Source organism: Kitasatospora sp. YST-16 (assembly GCF_026802215.1).
GTDB lineage: Bacteria > Actinomycetota > Actinomycetes > Streptomycetales > Streptomycetaceae > Kitasatospora > Kitasatospora cineracea.
The window spans coordinates 7,250,943-7,276,153 of record NZ_CP113837.1 but is presented as its reverse complement, the minus strand read 5'-3'; the positions used below and the strand labels follow the sequence as shown (position 1 = coordinate 7,276,153).

The window sequence follows — 25,211 nt, the reverse complement described above, 5'->3', positions numbered from 1 at the left end:
GACGGTCCGTCAGGAGCCGTCCGCGGTGCCCTGTTCGTAGGCGGCCATGGTGCGGACGAACAGGGCGCGTTCGGCGGGGGTGAGAGGCGCGAAGGCGGACCGCCAGGAGGCGGAGCCGTTGGCGAGCCAGCGTTCGATGGCGGTGCGGGTGGTGGGGTCGGCGGTCAGCGAGACGATGGTGCGGCGGCGGTCGGCGGGGTCGGGGCGGCGGTCCAGGACGCCCTGGCGGGTGAGGTCGCCGACCATCAGGCTGGCCGTGGTGTGGGCGACTTCGAGGCGTTCGGCGAGCGCGCCGACCGGCATCGGCCCGTCGAAGACCAGGTAGGCCAGCAGCGAGAGGTGCCGGGGCGCGAGCTGGAAGCCGGCCAGCGCCTCGGGCACCGCGGTCCGCTTGACCCGGGCGGCGACCCGCGGCATCAGCAGCAGCATCGCCCGGACGGCGTCGTCCGCGGAGAGCCCCCCGCCGCCCCCGCCATCGCCTTCGCCCCCGTCGCCCCCGCCATCGCTGTTCGGCAGGTCCGCGGACGGGCCGGTCATGCGCCCTCCCGGGTCGGTACGCGTCGAGGTCCGGCCCCACGGTCGTGGAGCCGCACCTCACGCTACCGGACCCCGCCCGCAGCCCCGTCCACCCCCGCCCGCAGCCCCGCCCACCCCCGCACGCTCCCGCGCCTCAGCGCTCCGGGTGCGGGGCGGACACCGCGAGCAGCCGTTCCTCCTCGTACGCGAAGTGCGCCTCCAACCCCTCGGTCAGCCGGTCGAGTTCGGTGCGCAGGGCAGCGGGGTCGGCGGCGGCGGGCGTGGCGAGGTGGGCCTCGAAGCGGGCGAGGGCGTCGGCGACGGTGCGGTGGTCGGCGCGCAGGCGGGCGATCGCGGGGCCGAGTTGCGGGTACTGCCGCTGGAAGGCGGTGAACGCGCCCTCCTCCCGGATGTGGTGCATGTCGAGCCCGTGGCAGAAGCTCAGGCAGCGGGCCCGCAACTGGGCCGCCAGGTCGGGCCCCGCCACCGGCCCGAGCCCCGCCACCGGCCCCGCGGTCCGGAAGTCCGCCCCGGGCGGCACGGCTGCGCCGTCCAGGCGGGCCCGCAGGTCGGCGAGTTGGCGGCGCAGGTCCTCGTGGTGGAGCCGGAGTCCGGCGACGATCGCGGCGGGCAGCGCGGGGTCGCCGGAGAGGTCGAGCGGGTGCAGGGCGATCACCGGGATGGCGCGGTCGGCGCGGTCGGCGTACTCGGCGAAGGCCGGGACGCGGCGGGCCTGTTCGGCGTACTGGCGGGCGCGTTCGTCGGGGTCGAGCTCGACGGGGCGGACCGAGTGGGCGACGGTTCCGCCCGCGCCGTCGGGGAGTTCGGCGGTGCCGCCGCCGGCGGCGAGCAGGTTGCGGTACCAGAGGGGGTGCTGCGGGGCGCCGCCGTTGGAGCCGAAGACCAGGTAGCGTCCGGCGTCCTCGCGGTAGGCGAGCGGGGTGGTGCGGGGTCGGCCGGTGCGCCGTCCGGCGACGGTGAGCAGCAGCAGGTCGGGGAAGCCGTCGACCTTCCCGCCGTTGGCCCGGAACCGTTCGATCACCTGCTGGTTGAAGTCCTCGGCCATGGTGCGCGCCTCCCCGTTCCGCGCGGCCCGTCGCCGGTGCCGCGACCGATTCACATTTGCAAGCAAATACAATCTAGGCGCGCCCCGGCGCAGCGGTCAACCACCGCCCCGCTCCGCACACGTCCTTCGACTCCTGTACGCACAGGGGTTGACGTGGTCGCGCAGACGCCCCTAACTTCACGTCTTGAAAAAGGTCCAGACCAAAGCCGGCAGGGCTGTTGGCCACCACCACGTTGATCCCCCGTCAGGGGGACGCTCCGCCCTGCCCGGACCGCTCCGGACGCTCCCTCAGGCATCGCTTCGCGTTCACTACCTGAACGAGTGAACGTTCTCCCCCACGAGGAGCCGCCTTGATCCGCACCCGTTCCAGCGCCCGTTCCCACGCTCGCCCCCACGCCCGCCCCCGTACGGCCCTGCGCGCCGCCGCAGCCGCCGTCGCGCTGCCCGCCACGGTGGCCGGCCTGCTGGTGGCCGGCGCCGGCCCGGCCTCGGCCGCCGCCAACGCGGGGCCGGGCTTCCCGGCGCACTACGCGGCGCCGTACCTGGAGACCTGGAACTCGCCGAACACCCTGGCGGACGCCCGCAACAGCGGCGGGCTGAAGTACGCCACCCTCGCCTTCGTGATCAGCGACGGCAGCTGCAACGCCACGTTCAACGGCAACACCCCGATCACGGACGCCGGTTGGACCAACGCGATCAACGCGCACCGGGCGGCCGGCGGCGACGTGATCGCCAGCTTCGGCGGCGCCTCCGGCACCGAGCTGGGCCAGGCGTGCACCAGCGTCTCCACCCTCCAGGCGCAGTACAAGCGGGTGGTGGACGCGCTCAACCTCACCCGCATCGACCTGGACGTCGAGGGCGGCGCGCTGAACGACACCGCCGCCAACGACCGCCGCAACCAGGCGCTGGCCCAGCTCCAGCAGGCCCAGGCGGCCGCGGGCAAGCGCCTGGACGTCAACTACACGCTGCCGGTCAGCCCTTCGGGACTCGAATCCAACTCGATCAGCCTGCTGAACAACGCCAAGAGCCGCGGCCTGACCGTCAACGCCGTCAACATCATGACGATGGACTACGGCTCGCCGATGGACATGGGCCAGGCCGCGATCAGCGCCGCCAACGGCCTGCACACCCAGCTGAGCCAGATCTGGACCTCCAAGACCTCCGACCAGCTGTGGGCGATGGAGGGCAACACCCCGATGATCGGGGTCAACGACACCACCTCCGAGGTGTTCTCCACCGCCAACGCGCAGACCCTGGAGTCCTTCGCCGCGTCCAAGGGCATCCAGCTGCTCGCCTTCTGGGCCCTCGGCCGCGACAAGGCGTGCGCCAGCAACGGCACCCTCTCCGACACCTGCAGCGGCACCCCGCAGTCGGCGTACCAGTTCGCGAAGACCTTCAACCAGATCACCGGCGGCTCCACCACCCCGCCGACCGGCGGCCGCACCGGCCAGATCACCGGCTACGGCGGCAAGTGCGTGGACGTGGCGGCCGCCAGCTCGGCCAACGGCACCGCCGTGCAGCTCTACGACTGCAACGGCACCGCCGCCCAGCAGTGGACGGTGGGCACCGACGGCACGGTCCGGGCGCTGGGCAAGTGCCTGGACCTGACCTCGGGCGGCACCGCCAACGGCACCCAGGCCCAGCTGTACGACTGCAACGGCACCGGCGCCCAGCAGTGGCAGGCGCAGGCGAACAAGACCCTGGTGAACCCGGCCTCCGGCCGCTGCCTGGACGCCACCGGCCCGTCTTCCGCGAACGGCACCCGGCTGCAGGTCTGGGACTGCTTCGGCGGTGCCAACCAGCAGTGGAACCTGCCCGCCTGACCGCCCGTCGACCCGAGAAAGGAGCGACACCCATGCGCAGCAGCACCAGACTCCTCCCGCTGACCGCCACGGCCGGCCTGCTGGCCTCCGCCACGGCGCTGCTCTCCCCCGCCCCCGCCGCCCTGGCCGCCGTCCCGACCGGGGCGACCACCCTGGTGGCGCAGAACTCCGGCAAGTGCGTGGACGCCGCCGCGGCCGCCACCGCCAACGGCACCGCCGTCCAGCAGTACGCGTGCAACGGCACCACCGCCCAGCAGTGGCAGGTCCAGGACCTCGGCAACGGGTACGTCCGGATCAACAACCAGAACGACACGTCGAAGGTGCTGGACGTGGTCGACGTCTCCACCGCCGACGCCGCCAAGGTCCAGCTGTGGACGTACGGCGGCGGCCTGAACCAGCAGTGGCAGGCGGTCGCCGAGGCGGGCGGCGCGTACCACTTCGTCAACCGCAACAGCGGCAAGTGCCTGGACGTGCCGAGCGCCTCGACCGCCGACGCGGTGCAGTTGCAGCAGTACGCCTGCAACGGTACCGCCGCGCAGTCCTTCACCTTCGGGAGCACCGTCACGAACCCGCCCGGCACGCCCGACTTCGGGCCGAACGTGGCCGTCTTCGACCCGTCGACGCCCGCCGCGACCATCCAGGCCAAGCTGAACGCGGTCTTCTCGCAGCAGGAGACCAACCAGTTCGGCGCCCAGCGCCAGGCCCTGCTGTTCAAGCCGGGCAGCTACAGCGTGGACGCCAACGTCGGCTTCTACACCCAGGTCGCGGGCCTCGGCCTGTCCCCCGACGACGTCACCATCAACGGCGCGGTGCACGCCGAGGCCGACTGGTTCCAGGGCAACGCGACGCAGAACTTCTGGCGCTCCGCCGAGAACCTGTCGGTCAACCCGACCGGCGGCACCGACCGCTGGGCGGTCTCCCAGGCCGCGCCCTACCGCCGGATGCACGTGCGCGGCAACCTGCAGCTGGACGACGGCGGCTGGTCCTCGGGCGGCTTCATCGCCGACTCGAAGATCGACGGCCAGGTCCGCTCCGGCTCCCAGCAGCAGTGGCTGTCGCGCAACGCGCAGTGGGGCAGCTGGACGGGCTCCAACTGGAACATGGTGTTCGTCGGCGACGTCAACGCGCCCGCCAACTCCTTCCCCAATCCGCCCTACACCACCGTCAACCAGACCCCGGTGGTGCGCGAGAAGCCCTTCCTGTACGTGGACGCCGCGGGCGCGTACCAGGTGTTCGTCCCGGCGCTGCGCTCCAACACCTCCGGCACCAGCTGGGCGGGCGGCGCGCAGCCGGGCAGTTCGCTGCCGATCGACCGGTTCTTCATCGTGAAGCCGGGCGCGACCGCCGCCGACATGAACGCGGCGCTGGCGCAGGGCAAGAACCTGCTGGTCACCCCGGGCGTCTACCACCTGAACCAGCCCCTGAACATCAACCGCGCCGACACCGTGGTGCTCGGCCTGGGCCTGGCCACCCTCGTCCCGGACAACGGCGTCACCGCCGTCAACGTCGCCGACGTGGACGGCGTGAAGCTGGCCGGCCTGCTGATCGACGCCGGGACGGTCAACTCCCCGGTGCTGATGCAGCTCGGCGCGGCGGGCTCGTCCGCCGACCACAGCGCCGACCCGACCTCGCTGCACGACGTGTTCTTCCGGATCGGCGGCGCGGGCGTCGGCAAGGCCACCCAGTCGCTGGTGGTCAACTCCAACAACGTGATCGGCGACCACATGTGGCTGTGGCGCGCGGACCACGGCAGCGGGGTCGGCTGGACCAGCAACACCGCCGCCAACGGGCTGGTCGTCAACGGCAACAACGTCACCATGTACGGCCTGTTCGTCGAGCACTACCAGCAGACCCAGGTGATCTGGAACGGCAACAACGGCCGCACCTACTTCTTCCAGAACGAGCTGCCGTACGACCCGCCGAACCAGGCCGCCTGGACGAACGGCTCGACCCGCGGCTACCCGGCCTACAAGGTCGCCGACTCGGTGACCGATCACGAGGCCTGGGGCCTGGGCTCCTACGCCTACTTCAACGTCAACCCGGCCGTGGTCGAGGAGCACTCCTTCGAGGTCCCGAACCGCTCCACCGTCCGCTTCCACGACATGGTGACCGTCTCGCTCGGCGGCACCGGCACCATCGCCCACGTCATCAACTCCACCGGCGGCCCGTCCAACTCCACCACCAACGTGGCCAACCTGGTCGCCTACCCGTAAGCCCGTCCCCAGTCCGTCCCCAGTCCGGTCCCCACCGGAGAACGGCCGGGGCCGCCCCTCCGTGCGGGAGGGGCGGCCCCGGCCGCCTTGGCCATCGGCCACCTGCCGTCAGCCGCCTGCCACCTGCCGTCAGCCGGTGGCGGCCCGCTCGGCGGCGCCGCGCAGGACGCAGAACTCGTTGCCCTCCGGGTCGGCCAGCACCGCCCAGCCGGTGCCGTCGGCGTTGCGGCGGTCGGCGACCAGGGTGGCGCCGAGGGCGAGCAGCCGGTCGACCTCCGGGTCGCGGGCGGTGTCGGGGCGCAGGCACAGGTGGACCCGGTTCTTGACCGTCTTCGGCTCGGGCACCTGGTTGAAGTACAGCACCGGGCCGCCCTCGGCCAGTTCCACCAGCGTCTCCGGATCGCCCGGCCCGCTGTCCAGGTCGACCGGACGGCCCGTCACCTCGCTCCAGAACCGGGCCAGTCCATAGGCGTCCGCACAGTCGATCGCCACGTTCTGCACTACTGAGACCATGCCCGAGAGTCTCCCCCATCGGCCGCCGGAAGACGAGCCGCCGCTCAGCGGCGGGCGGCCCAGACCTGGCGTTCGGTGCGCACCGCGAGGTCCGGGCGCAGCGCGATGCTGTCCGGGCCGTCGGCGTCGACCAGCCGGTCGAGGGCGGCCAGGTCCGCGGGGTCGAGCGTCTCGGCGGCGGCGGAGCGGATCCGGCGCAGGGTGGCCAGGGCGTAGCGGCCGACGGAGGGGTGCTCGGTGGCGGCGATGTCGACGGTGACGGCGCGTTCGCCGGTGACGGTGAGCCCGGCGGCGGTCAGGATCGGCCCCCAGTCGGCGCCCCGGTGCGGGACGTGCTCGGCGTGCAGGCGGTCGGTCGCGGCGTGGCAGCGCTCCTCCAGGCCGGGGCGCTCGGCGGGCGCGTCGGGCGGCAGGAAGCGCGGGAAGCCGGCCAGTTCGACCAGGGCGAGCACGCCGTCCGGGCCGAGGAGGTCGCGGACCTGGCGCAGCACCCGGACGGGGTCGGCCAGGTGGTGCATCGAGGCGGACGCCCAGACCAGGTCGGGAGTGCCGAGGTCCGGCCAGCGGGCGTCGTCCAGGTCGGCCTGCACGGTGGCGATCCGGCCCGCCAGGCCCAGGGCGTGCGCCTTCTCGCGCAGGCGCAGCAGGTGGCCGGGCGAGGCGTCGACGGCGGTGATCCGGGCTTCGGGGAAGCGGCGCAGCAGGGCGAAGGTGCCGGCGCCGGTGCCGGCCCCGAGGTCGACGACGTGCCGCGGTTCGGCGTCCAGCGGCAGCCAGTCGGTGATCGCGGCGAGGTGCTCGGCCAGCACCTCGGCGTCCAGGTCGAGGACCTCGGCCTGCGCGGCGTCGTCCTCGGCGGGGTGCCGGTGCTGCTGGTGGCCGTGGTCGGGGTCCTGACCGTGGCCGTGGCCGTGCTGGTGGCCGTGGTCGTGTCCGTGATCGTGGCCGGGGGCGGGGGCGGGGGTGTGCGGGTGGCTCATGGGGCCACCGTACGGCCGCCATGCGCGCGGGGCACGCATCCTCCCGGAATGCGCAAGGGACGGGCCCCCGGGCATGCCGCACGCGCAAGTGGCCGGTGGCCGGGGGCCGGCCGCTACACCTGGTCGGGGACCGCGTGGGTGAGCGGGCGGTCGGCGTCGGTGAGGCAGGAGATGGCCCGCTGGTGCAGGTCGCCGAGCCGGTCCCGGACGGTGACCCGCACGTACAGGTCCCGGACCACCACGAGCGCGGGCTCGGCGAGCCAGCCGAGCAGGTAGTTGCTCTCGCCGCCGAACACGCTGTTCGGGCTGATGGAGGCCAGCCGGTAGTCCGTGCCGGGGCGCAGCCCGTACGGGGTGACGGCCGCGATCGCCCCGGCCCGGTCGGTCCAGCCCGTGCTCGGCGCCGGTCCGGCCGACTCCTCGGCGGCGGGCGCGGGCACCCCGAAGTCGATCCAGTACTCGACGGAGACCACCACCACCGCGCTCTGGCCGCTGTTGACCAGGTGGCACGTCCAGGCGAGCGCCCCGTCGGGCGCGTGCCCGATCCCCGGCCAGGCCCGGCCGCCCAGCAGCGGCTGCACGGTGCGGGCGAACTGGGCCCGGGCGATGATCGCCCCGATCCCGGCCATCAGTGCGGCGGTGGCGCTCTGCGCGTCGAGCAGTTGCCAGGACCACGGCCAGTCCCGCTGCCCGTCCGGCGACAGGTTCTGCCGCACCATGGTGTGCACGAACAGCAGCACCGACACCGCGGCCAGTCCGTTGAGCGTCCAGACCACGAACGGACTCCGCCGCACCACCCGCTGACGCAGGTCCACGATTCCCCTCCCCCGCCCCGGGCCCACCGAATCGAACACCCGACGCACCCCCAGCGTCCCGCCGATCTGCCCGCAGCGGAAGAGGGCCGCCACCGGGGGCGGACCCCACCCGGGGCGGACCCCGCTACCCGTGGTCGTAGACCGTCACCGGTACGCCCCGGGCGGTGAGCCGTGCGGTGATCAGCGGTTCGACCCGTTCCCACCGGCCGCCCGCCAGGCCGCAGCCGATCCGGGGCATGTGGACGGAGGCGCCGAGCCGTTCGGCCTCTGGGGCCAGCTTGGCCAAGGCGGCGTCGATCGCCTCGTAGCGGACCGGGACGCCCGTGGAGCGGGCGGTGCGGGTGCCGCGCTGGCCGACCAGGTTGGCCACCCACAGGTAGGGGCTGACCTGCACCAACTGGAGGGCGCCCAGCCCGAAGTCGTTGCCGGCCCGCTCCCGGTGCCAGCGGCGGAACGCGGCCTCCGGCTCGGGCCAGCGCCGGGAGAGCGCCAGCACGAACCCCTTCCCCCAGCCCCCGAGGTCGTTGCACACGTGCGCGATGATCCGCACGCCCTTGCCCTGCGGCGCGGTGGCGTCGCCCCGCACGTAGGTGATCGTCTCTCCCATCCGGGCATCCTGGCATCCGCCGCTGACACGCCGTCGGGCGGTCAGCGGGCCGGCTGTTCCTCCGGGCGCGCGCCCGTCAGCGGGACGGCTGTTCCTCCGGGAGCGCGCCCGTCAGCGGGACGGGGGTGAACATCGGCGGTTCCCGGTCGGGGGTGAGGGCGGTCGGGCCGTAGATCCAGTCGGTGAACGCGTAGTCGTCGGCGGCCCGTTCGCGCAGGACCTCGTTGCGCCGGAGCCGGGCCTCGCCGTCCAGGTGCCACAGGTCGCCCCAGCTGCGGGCGGTGGTCTGGACGCGGCGGCAGTGCTCCACCCGGACGTCCTGGTAGGCGGCCAACGCGGCGTCCCACTGCGGGAGTCCGCCCTCGTCCGTCAGCCGGGCGGCGTGTTCGGCGAGCACCCAGCCGTCCTCGATCGCCATGATCGCGCCCTGGGCCATGTACTGCAGCGGCGGGTGCGCGGCGTCGCCGAGCAGCGCGATCCGGCCGTGCACCCAGGTCTCCACCGGGTCGCGGTCCATCATCTGCCACCAGCGGTCGCGCCACATCAGCGGGATGCCGGTGCGGACGGTGTCGCAAGTCGCCCCGAACGCGGCGTCGAGTTCGTCGGGGGTGCCCCAGTCGGGGTCGCCCGCCTTGGCCTTGGGCGACTCGAAGACCGCGACCTGGTTGAACATCTCGCCGCCGCGCAGCGCGTACTGCACGAAGTGGCAGCGCGGGCCGACGTACACGGTGACGTCGTGCTCGGCGATGCCGTTGCCCCGGACCTGCTCGATCGGGACGGCGGCCCGGTAGGCGACGTAGTCGGAGCTGACCACCTCGTCGCCGACCAGTTTGCGGCGCGCCACCGAGTGCAGCCCGTCGGCGGCGATCACCAGGGGGGCCCGCTCGGTGCTGCCGTCCGCCAGCACCACCCGGGCGCCGTCGCCGTCCTGCCGGTAGTCGACCACGGTGCGGTCGGTGAGCAGTTCGACCCCGGCCCGCCGGCAGGCCCGCAGGAAGATGCCGTGCAGGTCGCTGCGGTGGATCACCACGTACGGGTAGCCGTAGCGTCGTTCGAGGTCGCGCAGGTCGAGCCGGGTCAGCTCGCGGGCGTCCAGCGCGTCGCGCATCACCATCCCGTCGGGCAGCACGCCCAGCTCGCGGGCCTCGTCCAGCAGGCCGTAGTCGGCGAGGATCCGGGTGCAGTTGGGCGCGATCTGCAGCCCCGCCCCGACCTCGCCGAACTCCTTCGCCCGTTCCAGCACGCGCACGCCCAGGCCCTTGCGGGCCAGCGCGAACGCGGCCGCGAGACCGCCGATGCCGCCGCCGACGACGAGCACGTCAGGGGTGGTGGGAGGGTTCATGAGCTGCTTCTTTCGACATCACGGGGAGGCAGGTGCACGCCCGGGGAGGGGAGCGGTGGGGCCCGGGGCCGGGAGAGCCGGGGCACGGGGCCCGGGAGAACCGGGCCCGGGAGAACCGGGCCCGGGAGAGCCGGGCCCGGGCGTCAGAGCCAGGGGTCGAGGGGCGGGGCGCCCTCGATGTGCTGGCGGCCGGTCAAGTAGGCGGTGAGCTGCGGGAGTTCCGCTTCGAGCACCGGCTGCTCGCCGTCGCCCGGCGGGTTCCACCGAACGCCGCCGTCCGGGGTCCGCAGGGCGAACGCGGGGGCCCGCTTGGCGAGGACGTCCGTGCAGAGGGCGGCCAGGAAGCCGGCCGGGAGGTCGGCGAAGGCGGTGCCGGCGGCCAGGTCGACGGCGTGCACGCAGGCTTCGCGGGCGCGCAGCCAGGGGAGTTCGGCGGCGGGGACGGTGCGGCCCTGGGCGGTGGTGACGGGGGCCTGCCACTGCTCGGGGGTGAGGGCGTCCAGGCCGGCGGTCAGCCGCTGCGCGGATTCCCTGACCCAGGAGGTGAGTTCGGCGGCGGGCAGGGCGCGCCCGCGTTCGATGCCGGCCAGCCGTTCCTCCGGGGAGGCGTACATCGGGGTGGGTTCGCCGGTCGCGGCCCAGTGCACCAGGTTGCCGAGCGCGTCGGCGTTGGCGGCGAGGTGGGCGGCGAGGTGGGCCCGGCTCCAGCCGGGCAGCGGGGTGGGGGCGGCGTACTCGGCGGGGCCGAAGCCCTCGGCGGCGGCCAGGAAGAGCCGGGTGCCGAGCGCCGCCCAGCCCCGGGCGTCGGCCAGGGTGCGGCCGCTCATTCGGCGCCGTCCCGCACGACGCGGTTCTCCAGTCGGCCGAGGCCCTGGATCTCGGTGACGACCTTCTCGCCGCCGCTCAGGTAGCGGGCGGGCTTGCGGGCGTGGCCGACGCCGCCGGGGGTGCCGGTGGCGATCAGGTCGCCGGGGTGAAGGCGGATGACGGTGGAGACGTACTCGACCAGGGCGACGGGGTCGAACAGCAGGTCGCCGGTGTTGTCGGACTGCATGGTCTCGCCGTCGACGGTGAGCGTGACGTCGAGCGCGGGGCGGACGCCGCCGGGCAGTTCGTCGGGGGTGACGAGGTAGGGGCCGACCGGGGTGGTGGAGTCCCAGGTCTTGCCCTGGAGCCACTCGCGGGTCCGGAACTGCCAGTCGCGGCAGGTGATGTCGTTGAGGACGGTGAACCCGGCGATCGCGGCCTCGGCCTGCTCGCCGCGGGCCCGGCGCGCGGACTTGCCGATGACGACGGCGAGTTCGACCTCCCAGTCGAGCTCCGCGGTCTCCGCGGGGCGCAGGATGTCGTCGCCCGCGCCGATCAGCGAGTCCGCGAACTTGGCGAACAGGGTGGGGTGTTCGGGCAGGTCGCGGCCCATCTCCTGGATGTGGTTGCGGTAGTTGAGGCCGACGCACACCACCTTGGAGGGCCGCGGCACCACGGGCGCGAACTCGGCGCCCGCCAGCGGGTGGGTCGCCCCGGTCGCGGCGGCGGCGATCCCCGCCCAGTCGTCTTCCGCGAGCAGCGCGCCGAGGTCGGGGTACCCGAGGTCGGTCAGGGTGTCGCCGTCGAGCCGGACGGCGCGGGTGGTGCCGCCGGTGCGGAGGGTGGCGAGCTTCATCGGGTGGTTCCTTCCACGTGGGTGCGCTGCAGGTGCAGGGCTTCGAAGATCGGGGCGTCACTGAACCGGAACAGGTCGAGCGCGCCGGAGTCGGAGTCGGTGGCGCCGGCCTCGGAGCGGATCGAGAGCGGCTGCCAGGAGGGGACGGTGAACAGGTCGCCGCGGGCGACCGTCCAGGTGCGTTCGCCGACGGTGACGGTGCCGGAGCCGTCGAAGACCTGGTAGACGGAGGAGCCGGTCTCCCGGACGGGCGCGGTCTCGGCGCCGCGGGCGATCCGGTGCATCTCGGCCCGCAGGGTGGGCAGCACGTCGCCCGCGGTGGCCGGGTCGGTGAACCGGACGGCGGCGTGGCCGGGCTCGACGGTGCCGCCGAACCCCTCGGCCTCCAGGGCGAGTTGGTCGGTCAGCGCACGGTCGGTGTGCTCCCAGCGGTAGGCGAGCAGCGGACTGCCGGGGCCGGGGCACCGGGCGCCGACGGGGCGCAGGCCGGGGTGGCCCCAGAGGCGTTCGGCCCGGGAGCGGTCGGGGGTGGCGCGTTCGGCGGCGGAGATCTCGTCCCGGCCGAACTCGAAGAACTGGGTCTCGCCCGCGTACTGGAACGGGATGTCGAGGCCGTCGATCCAGGCCATCGGGGCGCTGGTGGCGTTGTGGTGGGCGTGCCAGTTCCAGCCGGCCTGCGGGAGGAAGTCGCCGCGGCGCATGGCGACGGGGTCGCGGCCGACCACGGTCCACACGCCCTCGCCCTCGACGACGAAGCGGAAGGCGTGCTGGGTGTGGCGGTGCTCGGGGGCGTCCTCGCCGGGCATCAGGTACTGGACGGCGGCCCACAGGGTGGGGGTGGCGAACGGGCGGCCGCCGAGCGCGGGGTTGGCCAGCGCGATCGCCCGGCGTTCGCCGCCGCGTCCGACCGGGACCAACTCGCCCGCACGGGCGGCGAGTTCGCGCAGCTTCTGCCAGCGCCACAGGTGCGGGGCGGCGTGCGAGCGGGGGTGGGCGGGCATCAGGTCGCCGATCTCGGTCCACAGCGGGACGAGCAGCTCCTGTTCGAAGCCCCGGTAGAGCTCGTGGAGCGCCGGGGTGACCTCGGGCTGCCCGGCCGCGGCGACGGCCTGGAGCCGGACCGGGGAGCCCGTTGCGGGGTCTGGGGCGGGGGTGGACTCGATCACGGGCCCAGCGTGCCTCGTCCCGCCCAGGAGAACGGGTAGATTCTTCACAGCAGAACAGCCACCGAAGGGCCCCGCCGTGGACAAGCCGCTGAAGACCCCGCCGCCGTACCCGATCGCCAGCGTGGACCACGCGCTGCGGGCCGCGACCATGCTGCAACTGGAGGGCGGGGCCACGGTCTCCCAGGTCGCCGAACGCCTGGGCGTGGCCCGCTCCACGGCGCACCGGATCCTGGGCATGCTGGTCTACCGGGACTTCGCGGTGCAGGACGACGACCGGACGTACCGGGCCGGCCCGGTACTGGAGCTGGCCGCGCACTCCCGCTCGCTGGTCTCCCGGCTGCGCCCGGCCGCGCTGCCGCACCTGCGCCGGGCGGTGGACGTGCTGGACGAGACGGTGAACCTGATCGTCCGGGCCGGCGACACCGCCCGGTTCATCGCCAGCGTGGAGTCCGCGCAGACCCTGCGGGTCGGCTCGCGCGAGGGCATGGTCTTCCCCGCGCACCGCACCACCGCCGGGCTGCTGCTGCTCGCCGAGCTGACCGACGAGCAGTTGGAGGAGGTCTACGCCCCCGAGCGCTACCGGGACCGGCCCGGCGAGCGGCCCGACCTGCCGCAGCTGCGGACCGAGCTGAAGCGGCTGCGGCGGGCCGGTTTCGCGGTCAACCGGGAGCGCTCCGAACGCGGCCTGGTCGCCGTCGGGGTGACCGTCCGGGACGCGGCGGGCACGGCGGTGGCGGGCCTGTCGGTGTCGATGCCGGGCGTCCGCTACGACCCGCACCGGCTGCAGTCGCTGGTGGCCGTGCTGGAGGCGGCGGCCCGCGCCCTGGAGGCGGACCTCGCCGAACAGCCCTGACCCCGCCCCCTCCTGACGCCCCGTCGACGACACGAGCCGGGGCACCCGTGGCGGGCGCCCCGGCTCGGGGTCGACGGCGAGGAAAGCGGACGGACTGGAGTCGTTATGCATACGAAAGGAGAAGGAAGCCCGTCCATGGCCTCACCGAGCCGCCACGTTAGCACCCGCCCCGCCCCCGGGTCACCCGCGTTTCCCCGGCCTTGAACCCGCCACCGGACCCGCCACCGGACCCGCCCCTGGCCCCTCTTCTCTTTGCCGGCGGGCCGTTAATCGGGTTGCGGGCGGCCGCGCCGGGGTGTGTGCTCCCGCCCATGACGATTGCGCTGGGGACGCCGGGCCCCGAGGGGACGCGCGGGGCGATGGACGCGCTGCGGGAGTGGCAGGACGACGGGGCGCCGATGCAGCTGCACCCCGGGGACCTCGGCTGGAACCACCGCTTCGGCACCGCCGAGACGGCCGCGGTGGTCCGGACGTGGAGCCGGGGCGGGCGGATCCTGGCCGTCGGGATGCAGGACTCGCCCACGGTGTTCCGGATGACCGCCGCCCCCGACGCCTTCCGGGACGAGGAGCTGGCCCGGCAGCTCGCCGAGGACCTCTCCCGGCCCGAACGCGGCGTGCTGCCGGCCGGCCGGGTCTCCGTCGAGGCGCCGCTCGGCCTGCTGCTCCACGACCTGCTGACCGAGCGGGGCTGGGGCCTGGACGAGCCGTGGACGCCGCTGTTCCGCGACCTCGCCGCCCCGGTGGAGGACCCGGGCGTGCCGGTCGAGGTGATCGGCCCGGAGCGGGCGCAGGGCTTCGCCGAGGTCCTGCGGTCGGCGTTCGACACCCTGCGGCCCTCGGCCGCGTACTGGCACGCGATGTCGGCCGGGCCGTCCTATCACCGGGACGCCCGCTGCCTGGGCGTCTTCGACCGGCGGGGCGGCGCGGCGGCGGTGGTGACGGTGTGGTCGGCGGGCCCGGGCCGGCCGGGGCTGGTCGAGCCGATGGGCGTGCACGCGGACCACCGCGGCCGCGGCCTGGGCCGGGCGATCACCCTCGCCGGGGCGGCCGCGCTGCGGGAGCTGGGCTCGTCGAGCGTGCGGGTGTGCACGCCGAGCTCCAACGCCGGCGGCGTCGCCACCTACCGGGCGGCCGGGTTCGCGGCGCAGCCGGAGATCGGCGACCGCGTCCGCCCGGCCTGACCCCCTCCCCCAGCCCTGGCACGGAACGGATCAGGCCGGGGTCAGGTTGAGGCCAGGCCGGAATCAGGCCGGGATCAGGCCAGGGTCAGGCCGGGATCAGGTCGCGCAGGTTCTCCGGCGTGATCGCCACCGAGCCCTCCGGGAGGCCGTCCGGCCGTTCCAGGCCCAGGTAGGTGACCGGGCCGTCCGGGAGCCGCCCGTCCCAGGTCTCGACCTCCGCCCCGTTCGCGGCCATCAGGCCGATCAGGTGGCGGACCGTCAGGTAGCTGCGCGCGACGCCGGCCCGCAGCAGGTCGGCGACCGTGCCCCGGTTGCCCTCGACCTGGTTGGCGGACGGCTCGCCCCGCAGGTGGACGTGCAGCCAGCGGGCGTACCACCGGCCGTCCTCCCGGCGTTCGAACACCAGCGGCAGGGCGACCCGTCCGGCGCCGCGCAGGTCGGACTTCGTCCGGACGGTGCGCGGTTCGAACGGGCGGCCCTGCTGCTCGTCCTCGCGCAGCATCCAGCCGAAGAAGGACTCCTCGACCTCCTGGAAGCCCTCGCCCTCGTACACGTTCACCTCCGGCACGACGAACGCGCCGGAGACCGACGACAGCCGCAGGTTGATGAACTCCGAGGCGCCGTCGGGTGCGTCGACCACGTCCCCGGAGTGCTCGCCCACCAGGGAGCTGAGCCGGGTGAACGAGATCCAGGTCGGGTCGCCGTAGTCCCGGTCGAGGATCAGCGCGGACAGGTCGAAGTCGGTGCGCCGCTCGCGCTGCTTCCAGTACACGAAGAACCGCAGCAGCTCGCCCCGGACGGGCTGCACCGAGCCGCGCGGCAGCACGCCGATCCCGGTGGCGCTCGCGTTGCCGCTCAGCGGCAGGGCGACGTCCAGGACCTCCGGGTCGACCAGCAGCCGGGGCGGCCGGTCGGTGGGCAGGCGGCGGACGGTCTCGGCGTCGAGGGCGGCGATCAGGCGTTCGCGTTCGGCGGCGGGCAGCGGCGGGCGGTGGTCCGCGGTGACGTGGCTGCGGGCGTACCGGTTGACGAAGACCCGCCGTTCGGGGCCCGCGCCGGCCCGGTTGCCCAGGTGGGCCCGGTTGCCCAGGTGTTCGCGCAGCGAGAGCAGCAGCCGGCCGGACGCGGCGGGCAGGGCGCGTTCGGCGGCGGCGGCCACCGCGGCCCGGTCCTGCTCGGTGCGGGCGGTGCGCAGCAGCCGGTCCAGGGCGCGCAGCAGCTTGCCCGGGGCGGCGGCGGCCAGCAGGTCGGCGGCGGCGGCGACCTCCCCGGCGGCGAGGAGTTCCTCGACCCGGCCGTCCGAACTGCGGACCGCCGACTCGCCGCGGGCGACGGCGAACACCTCGGCGGCGTGCGGCCACTTCGGGTACTCGTGCGGGTGCAGGCGCTCGCCGAGCCGCTTGAACGGCTCGCGGTGCGGCAGCACGTCGGCGAGCTTGCCGGGGGCGGCGGCGACCAGCCCGTCCAGCGCGGCCAGCAGGGCCCGGCGCACCGGGCGCGGCAGCGGGCCGAACCTGGTCGGCGCGGCGAGCGTCACATCGCCTCCGGACAGTGCGCAGGCGGTGCGCAGCACGTCGGTGACGGTGTCCGCGAGCAGCGGCGAACCGGCTTGCAGCCGGGCCGCGTTGACGGTGGCCCGGTTCTCCCGGACGGGTATCGCGGCGGGCTGCGGACCGTCCGCGCAGTGCCGGGCCAGCTCCGCCAGGTCGCGCAGCGCCTGCTCGCCGAGCGGGGTGGTGCTGCCCGCCAGCGCCAGGTAGAGCGCGGCGGCCTCCTCCTCGGGCGTGCCGCCGAGGTGCAGCACCGTCACCCGGTCGCCCGCACCGGCGATCAACTCCCGGTGCGCGGCCAGCAGTTCGGCGTACCCGTGCCGGTACACGCCGTAGCCGTCCAGCGTCAGCAGGTCGACCCCGTCGAGCCCGGCCTCCCCCTCCTCGACACCCGCGGTGCGGGCCAGCAACTCCCGCCAGAACTCCTCGGTGTCCGGCACGTTGCGCGGGAAGTCCACGAAGTACGCGTTGTGCCGCACGTGGTCGCCGACCAGCTCCCGGACGGCGGCCAGCCCGCCCTCGGCCGCCTCCGCGGCCTGCGGCCCCGGCAGCGCGGACAGCCGCGCCAGCAGCTCCCCCGACAGCTTGAACCCGACCGACATCAATGCGGCATCGAACTGCCGCGCCACCACCGCCCCTTGTCCTCGTCCTTGTCCTTCTCCCCCGGCCCCGACCCCGACCCCGACCCTGACCTCCGGCACGGGCAGGCGGCGGGCGTGGCGGACGATCAGCGGCGTGAGCACGTACGACATGCCCCGCATGCTCGCAGACCCGCCCGTCGCCCCGCACCCGGTTTCCCCGCCGCCGGAACCGCCGCCGGAACCGCCGGGGGAACGGCCCGGGGGCCGCTCGGCGACGGGCCGGGGGCGCTGCGCCGACCGGTGCGGTCGTCAGTCGGTGTCGCGCCGACGCTCCTTCAGGTGGTCGAGGGAGTCGACGTACTTGAGCATCAGGCGGGCGAACTCCAGGCGCTCGGTCTCGGCCCAGTCCGCGGTGATGTACTCGAACGCGGAGCGCTGGTGGCGGCGGAAGCGGGCCATCAGCTGGGCGCCCCGGGGGCTGAGGTGCAGGACGGTGCGGCGGCCGTCGTGCTGGGAGGCGGTGCGCAGCAGGTAGCCGGCCTTGATGTTGTCGGTGACCATCCGGCTGGCGACCGAGGGGTCGACGGCGAGGAGTTCGGCGATCGCGCCGACGGTGACCTCGGCCTCCGGGTCGCGGGTGTGCTCCAGGACGAGGTTGAGCACCAGGGTGCGGCTGAGGTCCTTGGCGGAGATCGGGTGCTCGACGTCCAGCAGCGAGGTCCGGCGCAGCTTGCCGAAGGCCGGGCCGACGGCGTCCAGCAGCTCGTCGGCCGTGGGGTGCGGCCAGTGGGCGTCGTTCTTCGTCATGCGCCCATGGTAGGTGCGTGACAGCGCGCAGGAACATGCCGACCCGCAGAAGCATGCAGACTTCCAATAATGTGTTGCTCGGCAATTACATGCATGACAGCATGCATCAACAGCCCGATCCGGGCCGGCCGGCGGACGTCCGCCCGCTTCCCATCCCGCCTCTCTCCACCCACGGGGGTTCCCATGACCGTCCTCATCACCGGTGCGCGCGGCCAGATCGGCCGCGCCGTCCTCGATCGGCTGCACGCCGCCGGCCGGCCCGTCCGCGCCGCCAGCGCCCGCCCGTCCGGGCTCGACGTCCCGGCCGGGGTGGAGCGGGTCGAGCTGGCGCTGAACCGGCCCGACACCTTCGCGGCGGCGCTGGCGGGCGTGCGCCAGGTGTTCCTGTACCCGGAGCCCGCGGGCATCGACGCGTTCGTCGCGGCCGCCGGGGCCGCGGGCGTGGAGCACGTGGTGCTGCTCTCCTCCGCCTCGGCCCTGTCGCCGGACGCGGAGAGCGACCCGCTGGGTTCGCACCACCTGCTGGTCGAGCGCGCCCTGACGGCCTCCGCCCTGCCCGCCACCCTGCTGCGCCCCGACGCCTTCGCCAGCAACGCCCTCGGCTGGGCCCACCCGATCGGCGCCGGCCTCCCGGTCGAACTCCCCTACCCGGACGCCGTCCTGGCCCCGATCCACCCCGCGGACGTCGCCGACGTCGCGGTCGCCGCCCTGACCGGCCCCGCCCTGCGCGGCCGCGCCGTCACCCTCACCGGCGGCCAACGCCTCACCCTGCGCGAGCAGGTCGGCGTCCTGTCCGAGGTGCTCGGCCGCCCCGTCCCGGTGGAGACCATCACCCGCGCCGAGGCCGAACGCCAACTCTCCCGCTTCATGCCCGCCCCGATGGCCGACTCCCTGCTCTCCTTCTGGGCCACCGCCACCACCACCCCCACCCCCCTCGGCGACACCACCCGCACCCTGCTCGACACCCCGGAACGCACCTTCCACCAGTGGGCCACCGAACACGCGGCCGCCTTCACCACCGCCTGACGCCCCCTCAACTCACCTCCCCCACAAAACATATGGGAGTTTGCCGACGCTCGACAGCGGATCGTACGCTGACGGCCGACCACGGGGGGCACCCCCCTCTGGCCGCCCCGTCCCGTCCCGCCCGGAGGACCGATGCTCGAAGCCGCCCTCTCCGCCGTGCCGCTGCTCTTCCCCGCCTTCGCCGTCCTCGGCGCGCTGTTCGGGACGGTGATGTTCCGCCGGGCCCGCCGGCAGAAGCAGTCGGCACTCGCGCCGGTCCTGTGGGCCGTGGCGCTGGCGGGGGAGGTCGCGGTGACGCTGACGCCGACCGCGGGCGGCGCCTCCGGTTCGGTGAACTGCACGGTCGGCGCGGGCAGTTGGGAGGTGGCGCTCGGCCAGCAGGGGCTGCTGAACCTGGCCCTGTACGTGCCGCTGGCGGCGTTCGGGGTGTGGGCGTTCCGACGTCCGCTGTCGGTGCCGGCCGGGTGCGTGGTGCTCTCCTCGGCGACGGAGCTGCTGCAGACCGTGCTGGGGACGGGCCGGGCCTGCGACGCCGCCGATTTCGTCGACAACTCGGCGGGGGCGCTGCTGGGCACCGTGCTGGCCACGGGCGCGCTGGCGCTGGCCGGGCGGAGGCCGTTGGCGGTGCGGCGGGACGGGGTGCGGGCGCTGACCGCGGCCGGTGGCGGCCTGTCGGCGGTGGCGGTGGCGGTGTGGCTGTTCGTCCCGCTGTACGACGAGACGGCGGCCCGCGCCCCGTTCTCGGGCTCGGCGGACGTCCTCGGACCGGCGCGGCAGCTCGCGGACGGGCTGTTCGGTCCGGGGAGCCGGGTGGAGACCACCTCGGCGGTGGCCGATCCGGCGCTCTCCCGCTTCGCGCTGACCGAGGTGGTCACCGACCGGGGGCGGTTCCGGTTCGAGGAGCGGAGCGGGAGCCTGGTCTCCGTCGAGTTCGCCGATCCGGGCCCGGCCGGGGCGTCCCCGCTGCCGGAGGAGCAACTCCTGCGGGCGGGCGGGGAGTTCGCCGCCGTCTGGTTCCCGGACCTGGCGAGCGGCGTCCGTCCCGTCCTCGCTCCGGGCCCGGACGCCGACGGGTCCCGGGTGCTCTCCTACCGCCGTCCCGACGCGGACGGGGCGCAGCAGCCGGGGCGGTTGGACGTCACCGTCTCCGCTTCCGGCCGCGTCCGGTCCGCGACCGCCGCCCGTCCGCGCTGAGGTGGTTCAGGACAGGGCCGGGATGACTTCCGCGCCGTAGGCGTCGATGACGGCTTCGCGGGCGTCGTGCATCGCGTACAGCGCGAACTGGTCGACGCCGGCGTCGCGCAGGACGCGGAGTTTCTCGATGTGGGCGGTGGCGGGGCCGAGGAGGCAGAAGCGGTCGACGACGGCGTCGGGGACGAAGTCGGTGGAGGGGTTCCCGGCGCGGCCGTGGTGGCTGTAGTCGTAGCCGTGGCGGTCCTTGATGTAGGCGGTGAGTTCGTCGGGGACGAGGTCGGAGTGCTCGCCGTACTTGGCGACCAGGTCGGCGACGTGGTTGCCGACCATGCCGCCGAACCAGCGGCACTGTTCGCGGGCGTGGGCGAGGTCGTCGCCGACGTAGGCGGGGGCGGCGACGCAGACGGTGACGGCGGCGGGGTCGCGGCCGGCTTCCTCGGCGGCCCGGCGGACGGCCTTGACCATCCGTTCGGTGAGGTAGGGGTCGGCGAGTTGGAGGATGAACCCGTCGGCCTTCCGGCCGGCCAGGGCGAGGGCCTTGGGCCCGTAGGCGGCCATCCAGACCGGCAGCCGGCCGTCCCGGATCCACGGGATGCGGATCGGGGTGCCGTCGACCTCGGCCTCGCGCCCCTCGGCGAGGTCGCGGATCGCGTCGATGGCGGCGCCGAGCCGGGCGAGGGTGTTGGGGCGGCGGCCGGCCACCCGCATCGCGGAGTCGCCGCGGCCGATGCCGCAGACCGTCCGGTTGCCGTACATGTCGTTGAGGGTGGCGAAGGTGGAGGCGGTGACCTCCCAGGCGCGGGTGCCGGGGTTGGTGACCATCGGGCCGACGCGCAGGCGTTCGGTGTGTTCCAGGATGCGGCTGTGGATGACGAAGGGCTCCTGCCAGAGCACCGCGGAGTCGAAGGTCCAGCCGTGGCTGAACCCGGCCCGTTCGGCGCGGCGCATCAGGTCGACGACCTCGGCGGCCGGCGGGTCGGTCTGCAGGACGAGTCCGAAGTCCACGCGGGGGCTCCTTGAAGGGTCAGAGGTACTGGCAGGTGGAGCGGGGCAGGAAGGTGCCGTGTCCGGGGCGGCCGAGGTAGTCGCCGCGGTCGAGCACGACCTCGCCGCGGGAGAGCACGGTCTCGACCCGGCCGGTGACGGTGCGGCCCTCGTACGCCGAGTAGTCGACGTTCATGTGGTGGGTGGCGGCGGAGAGGGTCTGGACGGCGTGCGGGTCGTAGATGACCAGGTCGGCGTCGGCCCCGGGGGCGATGGTGCCCTTGCGCGGGTGGAGGCCGAACATCCGGGCGGGGGCGGCGCAGGCGAGTTCGATCCAGCGGCGGCGGCTGATCCGGCCCTCGACGACGGCCTGGTGCAGCAGGTCCATCCGGTGCTCGACGCCCGGCAGCCCGTTGGGGATCTTCGAGAAGTCGCCGCGGCCGAGTTCCTTCTGTCCCGCGAAGCAGAACGGGCAGTGGTCGGTGGAGACCACCTGGAGGTCGTCGGTGCGCAGGCCGCGCCAGAGCGCGTCCTGGTGGTCCTCGGGGCGCAGCGGGGTGGAGCAGACGTACTTGGCGCCTTCGAAGCCGGGTTCGGCGAGGTTGTCGGTGGACAGGAACAGGTACTGCGGGCAGGTCTCGCCGAAGACCGGCAGTCCGAGGTCGCGGGCGGCGGCGAGTTCGGCGAGCGCCTCGCGGGCGGAGACGTGCACCACGTACAGCGGCGCCCCGGCGACCCGGGCGAGCTGGATCGCCCGGTGGGTGGCCTCGGCCTCCAGCAGCGCCCGGCGCACCTCGCCGTGGTACCGCGGGTCGGTCTCGCCGCGGGCCAGGGCCTGTTCGACCAGGACGTCGATGGCGGGGCCGTTCTCGGCGTGCACCATGGTGAGCGCGCCGAGGTCGGCGGCCTGCTGCATGGCGCGCAGGATCTGCCCGTCGTCGGAGTAGAAGACGCCGGGGTAGGCCATGAACAGCTTGAACGAGGTGACGCCCTCGCCGACCAGCCCGGGCATCTCGCGCAGCACGGCCTCGTTGACGTCCGAGACGATCATGTGGAAGGCGTAGTCGATCGCGCAGTTGCCGTCGGCCTTGGCGTGCCAGTCGTCGAGCCCGGCGCGCAGCGAGGAGCCCCTGCTCTGGACGGCGAAGTCGACGATGGTGGTGGTGCCGCCCCAGGCGGCGGCCCGGGTGCCGGTGGTGAAGGTGTCGGAGGCGCGGGTGCCGCCGAACGGCATCTCCATGTGGGTGTGCGCGTCGACGCCGCCGGGGACGACGTACTTCCCGCTCGCGTCGAACACCCGGTCGGCGCTCCAGCGCTGGCTGCCGGGCAGGGCGAGCGCGACGACCCGGCCGTCCTCGACCAGGACGTCGGCGTGCGTCTCCTCGGCGGCGGTGATCACCAGCCCGCCGGTGATCAGGGTGCGGGCCACCGCGCTCAGCCCTCGGTCAGCGGGCCGTAGGCGTCCGGCCGGCGGTCCCGGTAGAACGCCCACTGCTGGCGGACCTCGTCGATCATCCCGAGGTCGAGGTCGCGGACGACGAGTTCCTCGCTCTTGTCGGAGGCGACCTCGCCGACGAACTGGCCGCGCGGGTCGACGAAGTAGCTGGTGCCGTAGAAGTCGTCGCCGCCGTACTCCTCGACGCCGACCCGGTTGATCGCGGCGACGAAGTACTCGTTGGCGACGGCGGCGGCGGGCTGCTCCAGCTGCCACAGGTAGGCGGACAGGCCGCGGCTGGTCGCCGACGGGTTGTACACGATCTCCGCCCCGGCGAGGCCCAGCGCCCGCCAGCCCTCCGGGAAGTGCCGGTCGTAGCAGATGTACACGCCGACCTTCCCGACCGCGGTGTCGAACACCGGCCAGCCGAGGTTCCCCGGCTTGAAGTAGTACTTCTCCCAGAATCCGCGCACCTGCGGGATGTGGTGCTTGCGGTACTTGCCGAGGTAACTGCCGTCGGCGTCGATCACGGCGGCGGTGTTGTAGTAGAAACCGGCCTTCTCGATCTCGTACACCGGCGCGACCACCACGATCCCCAACTCCCGGGCCAGCGCCTGCATCCGCCGCACCGTCGGCCCGTCCGGGACGGGCTCGGCCCAGGCGTAGTGCTCGGGTTCCTGCACCTGGCAGAAGTACGGGGCGTTGAACACCTCCTGGAACCCGATGATCCCCGCCCCCTGCCCGGCCGCGTCCCGCGCGGCCCGCTCGGCGGCGGCCAGCATGGTCTCCTTGTCCCCCGTCCACGCGGTCTGGAACAGGGCAGCCCTGACGACACGGCTCATGGGCACAACTCCTCGGCTCGACGGCGCGAAGGCGCGGCGGAAATGGCGCGGCAGCGCGGCAGCGCAGTGGCGCGGTGGCGCGGTGGCGCTTCAGCACAGCGGCGCTCCAGCGCTGAAGCGCTGTAGAGCGTCGAGACTAGGAGCTTTACGGCGAATGGGTGGGTGCCACGCGGGAGGAGCCGGAAATTCGCCTTCCCGCACATTCCTCCGATTTTCCACCGATCATCCGGCCATCCGAACATTCGGTCATTCGGTCCGCCGATCATTCGGTCATTTGATCCTCCCGGTACGGGATTTCCGGATCAGCGCGCGGCGGCGTCCGCGAGGGCCCGGACGATCAGGGCGGCGGAGGTCGCACCCGGGTCCTGGTGGCCGACGCTGCGCGGGCCGAGGTAGGAGGCGCGGCCCCGGCGGGCCTGGAGCGGGGTGGTGGCGCGGGCGCCCTGCTCGGCGGCGTCGGCGGCCGCGGCGGTCGCCCCGGCGAGGGTGGCCCCGGCCGCGGCGGCGGTGCGCAGGGCGTCCACGGCCGGGGCGAGCGCGTCGACCATCGTCTTGTCGCCCGGCTCGGCGCCGCCCAGCGCCCGGACGGCGGCGAGGCCGGCCGCCAGCGCGTCCGCGCAGGCCGCGGGGCCGGCGTCCGGCGGGAGTTCGGCCCCGGCCACCCGGAACGCCTGCCCGTACAGCGGCCCGGAGGCGCCGCCCACCTTGGCCAGCAGCGTGCTGCCGACCGTGCGCAGCAGCGCGCCCGCACTGTCGAAGCCGGCGGAGCCGTCCGACCCCGCGTCGTCCAGCGCGGCGAGGACGGCGGTGAACCCCCGGCGGAGGTTGCTGCCGTGGTCGCCGTCGCCGATCGCCGCATCGAGCGCGGTGAGTTGCTCCTCGGCGCGTCCGACGGCCGCGGCGGCGGCCCGGATCCACGCCTCGGCGAGGGCGGCGTCGAGGGTCTCGTGCGTCATGGTGCTGCGTCACTTCCTGCCGGAACCCGCCCCGTACTATCGGCCGCCGTACCCGCCATACCTGCCATCCCCATCACGTCCGAACCAGGGCGGGGGTGTCGGCCGGGGCGTCCCACAGGTCCAGCATCCGGGGGTCGGCGCCGGTCAGGGTGATCGAGAAGCCGGCCATGTCGAGGCTGGTGACGTAGGAGCCGACCAGGGTGCGGGCGGCGGGGAGGCCGTGCTCGGCGAGGCGGTCGGTGACGGCGGCGCACAGGACGTACAGCTCGATCAGCGGGGTGCCGCCGAGGCCGTTGACCAGCAGGATCGGCCGCTCGTCCGGGCCGGGCCGGTAGTCGTCCAGGATCGCGTCGACGGCCGTGGCGGCCAACTCACGGGCGGGGCGCAGCCGGTCGCGGCGGCGGCCGGGCTCGCCGTGGATGCCGACGCCGACCTCGATCTCGTCCTCGGCGAGGTCGAAGCCGGGGCGGCCGACCGCCGGGTTGGTGGCGGCGGTGAGCGCGATGGCGAACGAGCGGGACGCGGCGACGACCCGCTCCCCCAACTCCCGGACCTCGTCCAGGCCGGCGCCGCGTTCGGCGAGCGCGCCGCAGATCTTGTGCACCAGCAGGGTCGCGCCGGTGCCGCGGCGGCCGGCCGCGGAGTCCCGGACGGCGACGTCGTCGTCGACCAGGACGGTGGCCACCCGGTGGCCCTGCTCGGCGGCGAGTTCGGCGGCCAGCCGGAAGTTCAGCACGTCGCCGGTGTAGTTCTTCACCACGAACAGCACGCCCGCGCCGTTGTCGGCGGCCTGCGCGGCGGCCAGGATCCGGTCCGGCGGCGGCGAGGTGAACAGGTCGCCGGGGCAGGCCGCGTCCAGCATGCCCGGGCCCACGAACCCGACGTGCAGCGGCTCGTGGCCGGAACCGCCGCCCGACACCAGCGCCACCTTCGGCCCGGCCGGACGCACCGCCCGGGTGACCACCCGCCGGTCGAGGTCCACCGCGAGCGCGGGGTGGGCGGCGGCGAGCCCGGCCAGCGCGTCGTCGACGACGCTCTCCGGGCTGTTGATCAGCTTCTTCACGGCGGTCGTGCCCCTTCGTCCGCACCCGGCCGATT

The 25,211-nt window shown here is 74.4% G+C and carries 23 protein-coding genes; 6 read left to right on the top strand and 17 right to left on the bottom strand.

What is annotated here, in order from left to right:
- Positions 1 to 9 precede the first annotated feature (9 nt).
- Together OU787_RS32720 and OU787_RS32715 are read right to left on the bottom strand one after the other, a co-directional pair.
- Entirely contained in the window at positions 10 to 537 is a 528-nt protein-coding gene (locus OU787_RS32720; RefSeq protein WP_268661562.1) for a MarR family winged helix-turn-helix transcriptional regulator, read from the bottom strand.
- A 133-nt stretch (positions 538 to 670) separates the two neighbouring features.
- Positions 671 to 1,582 carry a nitroreductase/quinone reductase family protein gene (locus OU787_RS32715; protein WP_268661561.1) on the bottom strand — a complete coding sequence of 304 codons (912 nt, stop codon included), beginning with the start codon at positions 1,580 to 1,582 and terminating at the stop codon, positions 671 to 673.
- 350 nt (positions 1,583 to 1,932) lie between these two features.
- On the opposite strand from OU787_RS32715, the gene OU787_RS32710 reads away from it, so the two are divergent.
- Together OU787_RS32710 and OU787_RS32705 are read left to right on the top strand one after the other, a co-directional pair.
- Positions 1,933 to 3,405, top strand: coding sequence for an RICIN domain-containing protein (locus OU787_RS32710; protein ID WP_268661560.1), 1,473 nt, complete (start codon positions 1,933 to 1,935; stop codon positions 3,403 to 3,405).
- A 32-nt stretch (positions 3,406 to 3,437) separates the two neighbouring features.
- Positions 3,438 to 5,618 (top strand): RICIN domain-containing protein, encoded by a 2,181-nt coding sequence (locus tag OU787_RS32705; RefSeq protein ID WP_268661559.1) that lies wholly within the window; start codon positions 3,438 to 3,440, stop codon positions 5,616 to 5,618.
- Positions 5,619 to 5,747: 129 nt separating this feature from the next.
- Here the strand turns inward: OU787_RS32705 and OU787_RS32700 are convergent, their stop codons facing one another.
- The 8 genes from OU787_RS32700 to OU787_RS32665 form a co-directional block, all read right to left on the bottom strand.
- Positions 5,748 to 6,131 (bottom strand): VOC family protein, encoded by a 384-nt coding sequence (locus OU787_RS32700; protein WP_268661558.1) that lies wholly within the window; start codon positions 6,129 to 6,131, stop codon positions 5,748 to 5,750.
- Between the two features lie 44 nt (positions 6,132 to 6,175).
- Positions 6,176 to 7,111, bottom strand: coding sequence for a class I SAM-dependent methyltransferase (locus tag OU787_RS32695; protein WP_268661557.1), 936 nt, complete (start codon positions 7,109 to 7,111; stop codon positions 6,176 to 6,178).
- Positions 7,112 to 7,224: 113 nt separating this feature from the next.
- On the bottom strand, positions 7,225 to 7,926 hold the full coding sequence (locus OU787_RS32690) for a hypothetical protein (RefSeq protein WP_030460922.1): 702 nt from the start codon (positions 7,924 to 7,926) through the stop codon (positions 7,225 to 7,227).
- Positions 7,927 to 8,050: 124 nt separating this feature from the next.
- Positions 8,051 to 8,533, bottom strand: coding sequence for a macro domain-containing protein (locus OU787_RS32685; RefSeq protein WP_030460921.1), 483 nt, complete (start codon positions 8,531 to 8,533; stop codon positions 8,051 to 8,053).
- Positions 8,534 to 8,609: 76 nt separating this feature from the next.
- Entirely contained in the window at positions 8,610 to 9,875 is a 1,266-nt protein-coding gene (locus OU787_RS32680) for an FAD-dependent monooxygenase (RefSeq protein WP_268661556.1), read from the bottom strand.
- A gap of 143 nt (positions 9,876 to 10,018) precedes the next feature.
- On the bottom strand, positions 10,019 to 10,702 hold the full coding sequence (locus OU787_RS32675; RefSeq protein WP_268661555.1) for a maleylpyruvate isomerase family mycothiol-dependent enzyme: 684 nt from the start codon (positions 10,700 to 10,702) through the stop codon (positions 10,019 to 10,021).
- Positions 10,699 to 11,538 carry a fumarylacetoacetate hydrolase family protein gene (locus tag OU787_RS32670; RefSeq protein ID WP_268661554.1) on the bottom strand — a complete coding sequence of 280 codons (840 nt, stop codon included), beginning with the start codon at positions 11,536 to 11,538 and terminating at the stop codon, positions 10,699 to 10,701. The genes OU787_RS32675 and OU787_RS32670 overlap by 4 nt, the downstream gene beginning before the upstream one ends.
- Positions 11,535 to 12,704 (bottom strand): cupin domain-containing protein, encoded by a 1,170-nt coding sequence (locus OU787_RS32665; RefSeq protein WP_030460917.1) that lies wholly within the window; start codon positions 12,702 to 12,704, stop codon positions 11,535 to 11,537. The genes OU787_RS32670 and OU787_RS32665 overlap by 4 nt, the downstream gene beginning before the upstream one ends.
- A 76-nt stretch (positions 12,705 to 12,780) precedes the next feature.
- Here OU787_RS32665 and OU787_RS32660 point away from each other — a divergent pair, with 76 nt between their 5' ends.
- Both OU787_RS32660 and OU787_RS32655 read left to right on the top strand, forming a co-directional pair.
- Positions 12,781 to 13,557 carry an IclR family transcriptional regulator gene (locus OU787_RS32660; RefSeq protein WP_030460916.1) on the top strand — a complete coding sequence of 259 codons (777 nt, stop codon included), beginning with the start codon at positions 12,781 to 12,783 and terminating at the stop codon, positions 13,555 to 13,557.
- A 311-nt stretch (positions 13,558 to 13,868) separates the two neighbouring features.
- On the top strand, positions 13,869 to 14,738 hold the full coding sequence (locus tag OU787_RS32655; RefSeq protein ID WP_268661553.1) for a GNAT family N-acetyltransferase: 870 nt from the start codon (positions 13,869 to 13,871) through the stop codon (positions 14,736 to 14,738).
- Positions 14,739 to 14,823: 85 nt separating this feature from the next.
- Here OU787_RS32655 and OU787_RS32650 read toward each other — a convergent pair whose 3' ends face one another.
- The gene (locus tag OU787_RS32650) at positions 14,824 to 17,040 is read right to left on the bottom strand and encodes a TerD family protein (protein ID WP_268661552.1); all 2,217 of its coding nucleotides are present in this window, start codon (positions 17,038 to 17,040) and stop codon (positions 14,824 to 14,826) included.
- Positions 17,041 to 17,178: 138 nt separating this feature from the next.
- A complete protein-coding gene (locus tag OU787_RS32645; protein WP_030460913.1) occupies positions 17,179 to 17,676 on the bottom strand; it encodes a MarR family winged helix-turn-helix transcriptional regulator in 498 nt (165 codons plus the stop codon).
- A gap of 183 nt (positions 17,677 to 17,859) precedes the next feature.
- On the opposite strand from OU787_RS32645, the gene OU787_RS32640 reads away from it, so the two are divergent.
- Together OU787_RS32640 and OU787_RS32635 are read left to right on the top strand one after the other, a co-directional pair.
- A complete protein-coding gene (locus tag OU787_RS32640) occupies positions 17,860 to 18,702 on the top strand; it encodes an SDR family oxidoreductase (protein WP_268661551.1) in 843 nt (280 codons plus the stop codon).
- A 132-nt stretch (positions 18,703 to 18,834) separates the two neighbouring features.
- Entirely contained in the window at positions 18,835 to 19,896 is a 1,062-nt protein-coding gene (locus tag OU787_RS32635; protein WP_268661550.1) for a VanZ family protein, read from the top strand.
- Positions 19,897 to 19,902: 6 nt separating this feature from the next.
- Here the strand turns inward: OU787_RS32635 and OU787_RS32630 are convergent, their stop codons facing one another.
- The 5 genes from OU787_RS32630 to dhaK all read right to left on the bottom strand — a co-directional run bounded on the left by OU787_RS32630 (position 19,903) and on the right by dhaK (position 25,176).
- The gene (locus OU787_RS32630) at positions 19,903 to 20,901 is read right to left on the bottom strand and encodes a TIGR03842 family LLM class F420-dependent oxidoreductase (RefSeq protein WP_268661549.1); all 999 of its coding nucleotides are present in this window, start codon (positions 20,899 to 20,901) and stop codon (positions 19,903 to 19,905) included.
- Between the two features lie 19 nt (positions 20,902 to 20,920).
- A complete protein-coding gene (gene hydA / locus OU787_RS32625) occupies positions 20,921 to 22,309 on the bottom strand; it encodes a dihydropyrimidinase (RefSeq protein ID WP_268661548.1) in 1,389 nt (462 codons plus the stop codon).
- A 5-nt stretch (positions 22,310 to 22,314) separates the two neighbouring features.
- A complete protein-coding gene (locus OU787_RS32620) occupies positions 22,315 to 23,157 on the bottom strand; it encodes a nitrilase-related carbon-nitrogen hydrolase (RefSeq protein WP_268661547.1) in 843 nt (280 codons plus the stop codon).
- Positions 23,158 to 23,459: 302 nt separating this feature from the next.
- A complete protein-coding gene (dhaL, locus tag OU787_RS32615; RefSeq protein ID WP_268661546.1) occupies positions 23,460 to 24,113 on the bottom strand; it encodes a dihydroxyacetone kinase subunit DhaL in 654 nt (217 codons plus the stop codon).
- Between the two features lie 73 nt (positions 24,114 to 24,186).
- Entirely contained in the window at positions 24,187 to 25,176 is a 990-nt protein-coding gene (gene dhaK / locus OU787_RS32610) for a dihydroxyacetone kinase subunit DhaK (protein ID WP_268661545.1), read from the bottom strand.
- Positions 25,177 to 25,211 lie beyond the last annotated feature (35 nt).

Excerpts from the sequence above, each read along its gene's own strand:
- OU787_RS32720 (WP_268661562.1), bottom strand. The coding sequence starts at position 537 with ATGACCGGCCCGTCCGCGGACCTGCCGAACAGCGATGGCGGGGGCGAC.
- OU787_RS32715 (WP_268661561.1), bottom strand. The coding sequence starts at position 1,582 with ATGGCCGAGGACTTCAACCAGCAGGTGATCGAACGGTTCCGGGCCAAC.
- OU787_RS32705 (WP_268661559.1), top strand. The coding sequence starts at position 3,438 with ATGCGCAGCAGCACCAGACTCCTCCCGCTGACCGCCACGGCCGGCCTG.
- OU787_RS32700 (WP_268661558.1), bottom strand. The coding sequence starts at position 6,131 with ATGGTCTCAGTAGTGCAGAACGTGGCGATCGACTGTGCGGACGCCTAT.
- OU787_RS32695 (WP_268661557.1), bottom strand. The coding sequence starts at position 7,111 with ATGAGCCACCCGCACACCCCCGCCCCCGCCCCCGGCCACGATCACGGA.
- OU787_RS32685 (WP_030460921.1), bottom strand. The coding sequence starts at position 8,533 with ATGGGAGAGACGATCACCTACGTGCGGGGCGACGCCACCGCGCCGCAG.
- OU787_RS32680 (WP_268661556.1), bottom strand. The coding sequence starts at position 9,875 with ATGAACCCTCCCACCACCCCTGACGTGCTCGTCGTCGGCGGCGGCATC.
- OU787_RS32675 (WP_268661555.1), bottom strand. The coding sequence starts at position 10,702 with ATGAGCGGCCGCACCCTGGCCGACGCCCGGGGCTGGGCGGCGCTCGGC.
- OU787_RS32670 (WP_268661554.1), bottom strand. The coding sequence starts at position 11,538 with ATGAAGCTCGCCACCCTCCGCACCGGCGGCACCACCCGCGCCGTCCGG.
- OU787_RS32655 (WP_268661553.1), top strand. The coding sequence starts at position 13,869 with ATGACGATTGCGCTGGGGACGCCGGGCCCCGAGGGGACGCGCGGGGCG.
- OU787_RS32650 (WP_268661552.1), bottom strand. The coding sequence starts at position 17,040 with ATGTCGTACGTGCTCACGCCGCTGATCGTCCGCCACGCCCGCCGCCTG.
- OU787_RS32645 (WP_030460913.1), bottom strand. The coding sequence starts at position 17,676 with ATGACGAAGAACGACGCCCACTGGCCGCACCCCACGGCCGACGAGCTG.
- OU787_RS32640 (WP_268661551.1), top strand. The coding sequence starts at position 17,860 with ATGACCGTCCTCATCACCGGTGCGCGCGGCCAGATCGGCCGCGCCGTC.
- OU787_RS32635 (WP_268661550.1), top strand. The coding sequence starts at position 18,835 with ATGCTCGAAGCCGCCCTCTCCGCCGTGCCGCTGCTCTTCCCCGCCTTC.
- OU787_RS32620 (WP_268661547.1), bottom strand. The coding sequence starts at position 23,157 with ATGAGCCGTGTCGTCAGGGCTGCCCTGTTCCAGACCGCGTGGACGGGG.
- dhaL (WP_268661546.1), bottom strand. The coding sequence starts at position 24,113 with ATGACGCACGAGACCCTCGACGCCGCCCTCGCCGAGGCGTGGATCCGG.